The sequence below is a fragment of the Halalkalibacter flavus genome (assembly GCF_036663575.1).
Lineage (GTDB): Bacteria > Bacillota > Bacilli > Bacillales > Bacillaceae_D > Halalkalibacter > Halalkalibacter flavus.
Genome location: NZ_JAWRVK010000080.1, coordinates 1 through 8631, shown reverse-complemented (window position 1 = coordinate 8631; position 8631 = coordinate 1). Strand labels below are relative to the sequence as shown.

Sequence of the window (8631 nt, the reverse complement as noted above, 5' to 3'; positions counted from 1 at the left end):
TTTTTTTAAAAGATTTTGCTAGGTCTAGTTTCGTATGCCAAAAATGCACTTCTACCAATGGTTATTTTCAGGATAGTTTAATAAAGAATCAATTAGATAAACTTATGCATGCTAGGTCCATCGACTGGTCTTTCTTTAAAACCAAACTTTTTATAAAAATCAATTTTACCTCTAGCACAAGATAATTGAACCCATTTAATCCCACTTTCCTTACATTTATCCGTTAGTAAATTTAAAACTTCACTACCGATACCTCTTTTTTGATACTCTGGATGAACTATCATATCTCCAATAAACGTTTGATATACTCCATCTGAGATAATTCGACCAAAGGCAACTAATTTATCATTATGATAAGCCGAGATACAATACCAACTATTTTTAATAGCTTTGAATAACTGTTCTTTCGTGTATGTACCATTACTATTCCAACCTGTTGTTTCATATAGTAGAAAAAATTCATCCTTGTCTGGTATTAAACTTTCATATCTTATAACCATAATTAAACTCCTTAAAGTTAATAATTACTATTTTACTATCAAAATTATCTTCGGTTCTTCTTGTGCTAAACTGTCCTGTTAGCACAACAAGCGATAGCCGTTGTAGCTATCGCTCTCCGTTAGTTGAACAGTGTAAAAAAAATTATCTATATGAATTCAAATAATATCGTGATAACTAAACTTTGAATAAAAAGGACCGAAACGAAACCCCAAGTTAAAATTTTACCTTTTTTCTTCGATATAAATGCTTGAACTAAGTAATTAATTGAAAACATTATAATCATTACAATTAGCAAAGAAAACCAAAAAGGTGACGTGTAAGTTATAGTCATTTTTTTATTCCTCACTTTCAATCGAGTTTTTTAACCTGCTCGTTAGTTGTTTAATAAAAAACAACAGGAGCACCCACAATTTGACTGCTACCGCTGTTCAAGTAAAGCACCCGTTACTTTAAGAACCTTTTTATTTTTTATCTCTTATTTCTTCTAAAACTTCTATAACACGTTTGTTTTGATTTTCAATAGATTTTAACCTTTTCTCGATGATGCTCGATGAAAAAAACACAATAAGTACAATAGCTATTCCAGTGATTATTTCCAATTTAATTCCCCCAATATTAATTCCAGTAACCTGCTTCTTAGTTTAACATTAATTTCCTTTTTATTGGCATAGAAAAAAAGCATCCCTAGTTGAAGGAATGCACTCCGTTAGTTGAAGTGTATCCCTTCACATTTTCAAAAACTATGAATGACATCCTAAATAAATTATTACTGTTATTGCTCTAATCTTCTTCATACAATAATCAATTAAAATTAGGAGCAGTGATACCAGCCAGAATTATTAAAAGTGATACCGAAGCAACAATGGCTGTTTTTTTCGATGCTGTATCGTTTTCTACTAAAGATGAAATTGCATGAACTAATGAAAGAATAAAAACAAAAGGCCAGATAAACCAAGTCGAATAATAGAATATACCTATAACTTGCATCAAACCAATTAACAATCAATTTTCCTCCCCTCTAATTGATTGTACTTTTATCCTAACCTGCACTTTACTTTAATTAGGAAATTATTAGAATGGATGACTCCGTAATAAAATCATGAAGACTACGAGAATTGAAATAGCTTGCACACTAATTGGCATTTTTTTCGTTTCTGGTTTACCCGAAATAAGTCTTACCGTCCAAAGAGCCAATAAAATAATTAGAAGTAACCAAAGAATGATTTGTAGCAATGTATTCACCTTCCTTAGTCATGGTCTATGTACTAACATGTATAGCCTTCTTGATTCGTTAACCTGCTTCGTTAATTTAAGTACAATCCTTCACAGTCTCTAATTATTTTAACATAAATATCCAATTTGATTGCCAAGTGTTACTCTATTAATGGCCCTTTAGATAAACAAATCCAAAGGCGCAAAACATGCGTTTTTTTATAAACACCGTGACTTTATTTAAGAGTGACAGTATTCGTTATGAGTCTTCAAAAATAAGCAACTATATTTATATCTTTTGAAAAATATAAATTTCTGCCAGAAAATATTACAAATGGGTTGGCGAACACATTAGAGAGAGGATAAGATATGAGTACAAACACATTATCAATCTATGGAAAAAGGAGGCCAACTTTTTATGTGGATCATCACTACCTTTTCAAAGGGAAACACTACGATGTTTGAATTTGACACAGAAAAAGAAGCAAAAGAAGCTTTTGCGAACATTCAAGGCTACAAAATTATTTCAGAAGTTGTTTACTTTAATGATCCTTGTTTCGCATTAGCTGATGTTTAAAATCGTTACTATCATACTAATAAAAGGATTAAAACCCAAAAGGTAGGATGACCTCTCATTCTTATAGGTCTACAACGAGTAAAAAAGAGAGCAGACTGGTAACTACCATCACAGTTGCTCTCTTTTTGTAACTTTTGGATTTAATTTGCTTGAAAAGAAAAAGCATATTTCTTTTTCTGTATATTTACATAAACTCCGATCATAGAAGTAAAAGTATTTCCTACCCTGGCGAGTGCACATATTTTCCATTAAACGATATTGTTGTTCTCCTTTCTTCCGAATAGTACGGCTGTATAGTAAGTAAGTATAGCAGTTAGTATACCTGCACTAAACAGTATGCTGCCAGTAATTACAAAGTTATTTTTATAAGTCTCAACAATCATGTTGTATTGGCTAGTATCAGCGACACCATCTACTTGATTAAGAAGCCAAGAATCCCCAAGAGCCGTTCCAAAAGAAATACTTGAAAACATCAGAACTAATCCTGCTATTGCTAATAACGAAGAAATAATACTTAATCCTTTAATATGTTCATTTAACAAACAGATCCCCCTAACTTTATAAAACCTTCACTAATGCGCCACTTTCATCCCAAGCAATTCGTATGCTCATCCTTATTTATCACCTCTCCAAATTCGCATTACTCTAAAAAATACTTGTACAGGAACGTACTCCACAGCCTACTTACAAGTTAAAGGATTGGCTCAACAGCACAGCCGTTGAACGCCAATCCTTTTAGATGAATCAATTTGTAGTTAAATTAAGGATTTACAGTGCCTTCCTGTAACTCAAGATCAAGACTAGAAACTTCCTCTCCATTCACAATTACAATTCCTCCTTGAATGCTGAATGACAGATTAAAAGATACCGTTTCTCTAAAAGTTTCTACATCAAGCAACTCGTAATCTCCATCAGACAAACGTAATTTATACGTTCCGTCGTAATCAATCCAACTATAATGCCCTTCCATCCAATCTCCCTGGTTATTCACCTTTATGACCGCCACATAACCTTCTCTTACCATTTTCCCATTATTGTAGACTTTCCCTGATAAAGTGACCGGATTTACTTGAATATCTAGAAGGTCTTCCGGTTCTCCATCTATGAATAACTGCCCAGATTGAATCGTAAATTGTTTCCCAGTTACAAAAGACGTCCCATCATACAGATAAACATAACTCACTTGATAATCTCCATCTGGTAGCCGGAATGAAAACCTACCTTCCTCATTCGTCCATCCCCATAAATGGAAATACTCTCCATCCGGATCCATCGTACTAGTATGAATGGTCACATCTCCTTGAACAGGAACCCCATTGTCTTTGAGGTATCCGATTAAAGTAACTGGAGGTACATCTATTTCTAATACCTCTCTTAATTCGTCATTTACGTACAATTGACCATCTCGAATCTCAAAAGCTTCATTTACGTAAGTAATTGAGCCATCTCCTGTATAAACCTCTCTAATGATGTAATGGCCGTCCGGTAAACGCATCGATAACGTTCCATCAGCGTTAACCCATTTCCAATGATAGAAATCTCCGTCTACTGACATAACACCTACTTCTCCACTTTCGAGACGGTTGTCACCTTCTTTTAAAACTCCATGTAGTGTTACAGGAGGAATTTGAAGCTCGAGAATATCCTGTTCCTGCCCGTCAACGTAAAGTTGACGATTTATTATTTCAAACCTTTGCGCAAGCGGAATTTCTTCATAGTCATCAAAGAGATGCATCCAAGTTACTTTGTACTCACCATCAGGCAAACGCAGAGAATAAATTCCATTTTCATCAGTGGTAGCATAATACCAGTCATAACTGTCCTCTGAGATATTTTCAATATTCACTTGACCTTGAAGGTTGGTTTCTCCATCTACAATTTTCCCCAAAAGCGTAATAGGAGGTAACTCAATCTTCAGTGAGGTTATAACCTTATCATCTTGAAGGATCTTTCCGTTTCGTATTTCAAATGAAAGGTCGACTCGAGTAAACCGATCATACTCATCAATATACGAAATTCGGTAGTCACCATCCTTTAATCGATAAGCAAAGTTCCCTTTACTATCGATTGGTACACCGTAATAATCCGTTCCATAGCCATCTTCATCGACTAACTCCACATCAACATAACCATACTTTAATGGTTTTTTTCCATCATAGACCGTACCCTTTAAGCTAATGTCAGGAATCTCTAAGTCTATTACTGAGATTTTATTTCCATCAACGAAGAGGTTACCATCAACGACTGTAAATCTTTGATAATCCCAAGCATAATACGTTTTGTCAAATACGCTTAGTGAATATTCACCATCAGGCAGCTCTCTTAATTGAAATTCACCTTTTTTATTTGCCTTAACAGATTGAATAAACTCAAAATCATAATCCACTTCATCAATGACTGATTCTAAGTAAACATAAGCACCTGTCATACCTTTTGAGCTGTCGCGAATCAGCCCTTTATAGCGATTTTCAGGAAGCACAATTGTCAAATTACTTTCTTGTTCACCATTTACGTAAAGATCCTTTCCATCTACAGAAAAAGAAAGTTCGTAACGGTAATAGCCCTCATCTACTAATACGCCCCACACATAATAATTTCCATCTGGAAGGGCTGCCGAAAATTGTCCATTATTTTTACTAGAAACGACAAAAACCTCGTCTTCATATTCTACATCTGTGTATCTAGCAACTAGAAAGTCACCTTTTATTCCTTTAGATCCATCCGATAATGTTCCTTGAACATTATACTCTGTCTTTCCTATAGGCTCTTTCATTTTACTCTTTTGAGAAAGACTGATTTCATTCTCTTTTGCCCCATTAACCTTGCCCTCTTCTACGGAAAAAGTTGCGTTTGTACTATACCAAGTATCTGCCTCATTAAAAGCTTTAATCGTATACGATCCATTTGGTAACTTCGTTTTCAGCTTACCCGTCGAATCCGTTAAAACTTGAAACGATTTTGTCGATTTACCCTTTTCTTGGATGAAGAGAGTTGAATTTCTTAATTCATGGCCCTTTGCTTTCACCGTAGCTTCTACACGGTTATTCTTACCCTCTTTTTCTACTTTCATTGCTTGATATTGATCCTGATTTCTGTTTTGGTTTGTCTCAGCTGAAGCATTGACAGATAAACTCCCTAATAAAGCAATAATCAAGACAAAAAATAATGAATTTCTTAATACACTATCCATCTAATTTCCTCCTAAAACTATTAAATTAAATAAGATAACAGCTATTACTAGAACTCCTCTCCACGGAAGACCGTATTAATACTTGCGCTAAAGATAATTCCACGGAATGGAATTTTTTTCCTTCCGCATTTCGGTCTATAAATATTTATTTTTTTCTAGGTCTTTTAGGGGTTGCTTCCGAAACATACGGGTTTACAATTAAAATGTTTAAGCCAATTCCTTAAATAGTAAAAGTTCCTATACATGGAGAAAACATAAAAAAGCAAGTAAGATAATGCTTTTACTAACAATATAAATTGCATACACATTAATAGACAAAAAACGCTCAAAATTATGCCTTTGAGCGTTACTTTTATTGTTGAGCTTATTCAATTAAAGCAACCAAATGATCAGTTATGTTGTCTTAATGAAGAAAGCGTCCGATTGTGAGGGAGACCGAAAACAAAGATATCCCATTTTGGCTAAATATTAATGATATTTTCAGATGAAAAATCAAGAAGTCAAATATTACGTGGTATTAAAACCCTTTTCCATTCCATTAAAAACTCATCTTCGGCAGTCTGTTCATCCAATAATTCTTCTTTTTTTACAAAACCATTTCTCAAATAAAAATTAACTGCTTCATCATTTTTCTTGTAAACTTTCAATTGTATGTTTTTCCTTTTTTCTTTTATAAAGTTTAATAATTCTTTTCCATATCCTTTACCTTGATACTTACTATCAATAAATAATGCAGCCAAATAGTTATCTACCATTGAGATGAAGCCCACGACTTCTTTTTTATTGTATATAACATAGTTTTCAGACTTTGGAAAATATTTTTCTTTCATCTCATTTCGCTGAGATTTCCAATAGTCCTTATCAATAAAATCATGTGCTATTAATGAACCTTCGTACCATATATCTAGCATTTTATCAATTTCTACTTTTTTACTTACTCTGACTTCCATGTTTTCAGCCTTCCTTCCTATTAAGAAAAATTTAACAATACCCTTTAACTTAATAATAATTATTTCAAATTTTCACCATTTCGATAATACATTACTCCAGAATAAGGCACTAAATAGGATATAGCGCAATTCTTCACTTCAAAATTGCGCCCGATTCTTAAAGATCGTTATTAGAAAATGGGCTTTTAATATCTAAAAGAGAACTTCCAATCAAGCTTCCTTTACAATAATGATTATGCATAGTTAACGGAAACAGTGAGGTAATGCTAATTTATTTCAACCAATGATCTGGTTTTTCTAAGAAGTTTGGTATTTTTGTATGGCCATTTCCTTTAGCTGAATTTATTTGAGATTGTGTTAGAAAAATAGCACCTGTTAAGTTCGCGTTAATTAGGTCTGTATCTCTGAGGTCAGCTAATTTAAATCAGCATGATTTAAATTAGCTGCTATCATTAGTGTTCCGCAAAAACTAACCCCTTGTAAATCTGCCCCTTTTAGATTTGCTCCTAAGTAATCTAAACCTTTCTTTATTCTTTTCATTTTACTATTTTTAATTATATCTTTACGATACACTTCACTTATTTTCAGTAAATACAGGTAGTTTTTCATTCTATGATTCAACGAGTTTCAAACTCTCTCCACCACTTTCCGTAATCATAAGTTTCTTGAACATCACTTCAATAATTCCACAGTAAACACCTATTTGGGCATTGACAATTACATGTTTCTGATAGATAATTTTTCTAATATTAATAAAAATGTTTTCTAGGGTTCCGCGGTTTATTTTATCCGGTCAGGTCCGGGAGATATCATTAACGATATTTTCCCGGCTTTTTTGTTTTTCGTGTTAAACAAAACTTATTCTATGAGGAAATGGAGTTGATATTTGTTGAATTTATCTGTACTTCCTGGAACAATGTCTGTCTTAAAATTAGATCCTTCTAAAGCTATTCCTAAATGGGCTCTTGAAAATAAAAATTTTGTTTCAATTACTTATACAGATGAAGAACTATCTATAGTATGTGCGGAAGAAGTAGTACCGTCGCATGTTGAAAATATTGATATAAGTAACGAATGGAGATGTATTAAAGTGGAAGGGCCTCTTGATTTTTCACTGACAGGAGTATTATCCTCCCTAGCTTCCCCACTTGCTGAAGCTAAAATTAGTATCTTTGCCATTTCTACTTATAACACAGATTATCTTCTAATTAAGTCAGACACTTTAGAACAAACTTTACAGATATTATCTGAACACGGACATTCTGTCATCTAAAAATAAATTGCACTCAAACAAACATAACTAGAATGATCTAAAATCTCCTTTGGCTCAAAGCTAAAGGAGATTATTTTAGTATCCTAGATACATTGAATTCCTATAAGGGGCAGCACCAGGAAGCTGGTTCAATAAACCTTACTCCAGAAAATGGCCCTTTTCATGAAGAAAGACGCTTTCCTTATTTCAGAAAAGCGCCCGATTGTGGAAGATTTTATTGAAGAAAAGCTCCGTTACAATAACGGACTATTCTTTTAAGCAATCGGACTTTTTGTCCCTTTTAGGAAGAACATACGATTGGTCACGAACTACTACTGTTTCAGGTGAAAAGCTTATTAAAACATTACTATCATCCAAACCTTTAAAACGTGGGTCCCATTTTTCGATTTCTGGTCCCAAATATCGAGAAAGTAACTGATTAGCTATTATCTTATTAAAAGAGTTGACAATTGCTGTCCCTCTAAATCCTGCATGTAAAAACAGGCCAGTATGCTGGTTGAAATCTACTATTCCAATAGCACATTTTGGATTTTTCCTTATTCTATCTGGAAATATATCTGAAGCAGTACCTATTATCCAAATTTTTTTATCTTGCCAATAAAACCAAACGGGTGAATCTCTTGGTGAACCTTCTGCCACCGTCGATAAATGAGCTACTAATGGCATAGAAAGAAAACTTTCTAAATCAAAGCTTCTACCTGTATCCCTAATAATTCTCATCATGCACCTCCTGAGTATCGAATTGGCTTTTAATAATATCCTTAATTCTTCAACTAAATGCATCTTACTTCAATAAGGAAAGGCGAATACCCTTGTTCAGCATTCGCACCCTTCTTTTTTCTATTTTTGAAGAAACCTATTTTCATGGTAGACCCTCATGCCGCGCTGCGGCACCATCAAATATATGAAAAAGAATGATCCCCAAGTG

At 33.7% G+C, this 8631-nt stretch carries 12 protein-coding genes; 2 read left to right on the top strand and 10 right to left on the bottom strand.

All coding sequences use genetic code 11. The annotated features are described in order from the left end of the window. Positions 1-92: 92 nt before the first annotated feature. From SAY88_RS24145 to SAY88_RS24130, 4 genes are all read right to left on the bottom strand, one after another. On the bottom strand, positions 93-500 hold the full coding sequence (locus tag SAY88_RS24145) for a GNAT family N-acetyltransferase (RefSeq protein ID WP_332634968.1): 408 nt from the start codon (positions 498-500) through the stop codon (positions 93-95). A 462-nt stretch (positions 501-962) separates the two neighbouring features. Next, positions 963-1100, bottom strand: coding sequence for a hypothetical protein (locus tag SAY88_RS24140; RefSeq protein WP_332634966.1), 138 nt, complete (start codon positions 1098-1100; stop codon positions 963-965). 202 nt (positions 1101-1302) lie between these two features. Continuing rightward, complete coding sequence (locus SAY88_RS24135) at positions 1303-1503, bottom strand: hypothetical protein (protein ID WP_332634965.1); 201 nt, start codon at positions 1501-1503, stop codon at positions 1303-1305. A gap of 69 nt (positions 1504-1572) precedes the next feature. Continuing rightward, on the bottom strand, positions 1573-1734 hold the full coding sequence (locus SAY88_RS24130; protein WP_332634963.1) for a hypothetical protein: 162 nt from the start codon (positions 1732-1734) through the stop codon (positions 1573-1575). A gap of 397 nt (positions 1735-2131) precedes the next feature. On the opposite strand from SAY88_RS24130, the gene SAY88_RS24125 reads away from it, so the two are divergent. Next, on the top strand, positions 2132-2290 hold the full coding sequence (locus tag SAY88_RS24125) for a hypothetical protein (protein ID WP_332634961.1): 159 nt from the start codon (positions 2132-2134) through the stop codon (positions 2288-2290). A 248-nt stretch (positions 2291-2538) separates the two neighbouring features. On the opposite strand, the gene SAY88_RS24120 is transcribed toward SAY88_RS24125, so the two are convergent. The 5 genes from SAY88_RS24120 to SAY88_RS24100 all read right to left on the bottom strand — a co-directional run bounded on the left by SAY88_RS24120 (position 2539) and on the right by SAY88_RS24100 (position 7051). Beyond that, a complete protein-coding gene (locus SAY88_RS24120) occupies positions 2539-2832 on the bottom strand; it encodes a hypothetical protein (protein WP_332634960.1) in 294 nt (97 codons plus the stop codon). A gap of 218 nt (positions 2833-3050) precedes the next feature. Next, positions 3051-5480, bottom strand: a complete 2430-nt coding sequence (locus tag SAY88_RS24115) for a carboxypeptidase-like regulatory domain-containing protein (protein ID WP_332634959.1) — start codon at positions 5478-5480, stop codon at positions 3051-3053. A gap of 500 nt (positions 5481-5980) precedes the next feature. Further along, complete coding sequence (locus SAY88_RS24110) at positions 5981-6430, bottom strand: GNAT family N-acetyltransferase (protein WP_332634957.1); 450 nt, start codon at positions 6428-6430, stop codon at positions 5981-5983. A 271-nt stretch (positions 6431-6701) separates the two neighbouring features. Next, complete coding sequence (locus SAY88_RS24105) at positions 6702-6821, bottom strand: hypothetical protein (protein ID WP_431308918.1); 120 nt, start codon at positions 6819-6821, stop codon at positions 6702-6704. 23 nt (positions 6822-6844) lie between these two features. Then, a complete protein-coding gene (locus tag SAY88_RS24100) occupies positions 6845-7051 on the bottom strand; it encodes a pentapeptide repeat-containing protein (protein WP_332634955.1) in 207 nt (68 codons plus the stop codon). 268 nt (positions 7052-7319) lie between these two features. Here SAY88_RS24100 and SAY88_RS24095 point away from each other — a divergent pair, with 268 nt between their 5' ends. Beyond that, a complete protein-coding gene (locus tag SAY88_RS24095) occupies positions 7320-7703 on the top strand; it encodes an ACT domain-containing protein (RefSeq protein ID WP_332634953.1) in 384 nt (127 codons plus the stop codon). A 246-nt stretch (positions 7704-7949) separates the two neighbouring features. On the opposite strand, the gene SAY88_RS24090 is transcribed toward SAY88_RS24095, so the two are convergent. Further along, the gene (locus SAY88_RS24090; protein ID WP_332634951.1) at positions 7950-8426 is read right to left on the bottom strand and encodes a pyridoxamine 5'-phosphate oxidase family protein; all 477 of its coding nucleotides are present in this window, start codon (positions 8424-8426) and stop codon (positions 7950-7952) included. Between the last annotated feature and the right edge of the window lie 205 nt (positions 8427-8631).

Bases quoted from the DNA above. Each gene is read 5' to 3' on its own strand.
- SAY88_RS24145 (WP_332634968.1), bottom strand. From the start codon at position 500: ATGGTTATAAGATATGAAAGTTTAATACCAGACAAGGATGAATTTTTT.
- SAY88_RS24125 (WP_332634961.1), top strand. From the start codon at position 2,132: ATGTGGATCATCACTACCTTTTCAAAGGGAAACACTACGATGTTTGAA.
- SAY88_RS24115 (WP_332634959.1), bottom strand. From the start codon at position 5,480: ATGGATAGTGTATTAAGAAATTCATTATTTTTTGTCTTGATTATTGCT.
- SAY88_RS24110 (WP_332634957.1), bottom strand. From the start codon at position 6,430: ATGGAAGTCAGAGTAAGTAAAAAAGTAGAAATTGATAAAATGCTAGAT.
- SAY88_RS24090 (WP_332634951.1), bottom strand. From the start codon at position 8,426: ATGATGAGAATTATTAGGGATACAGGTAGAAGCTTTGATTTAGAAAGT.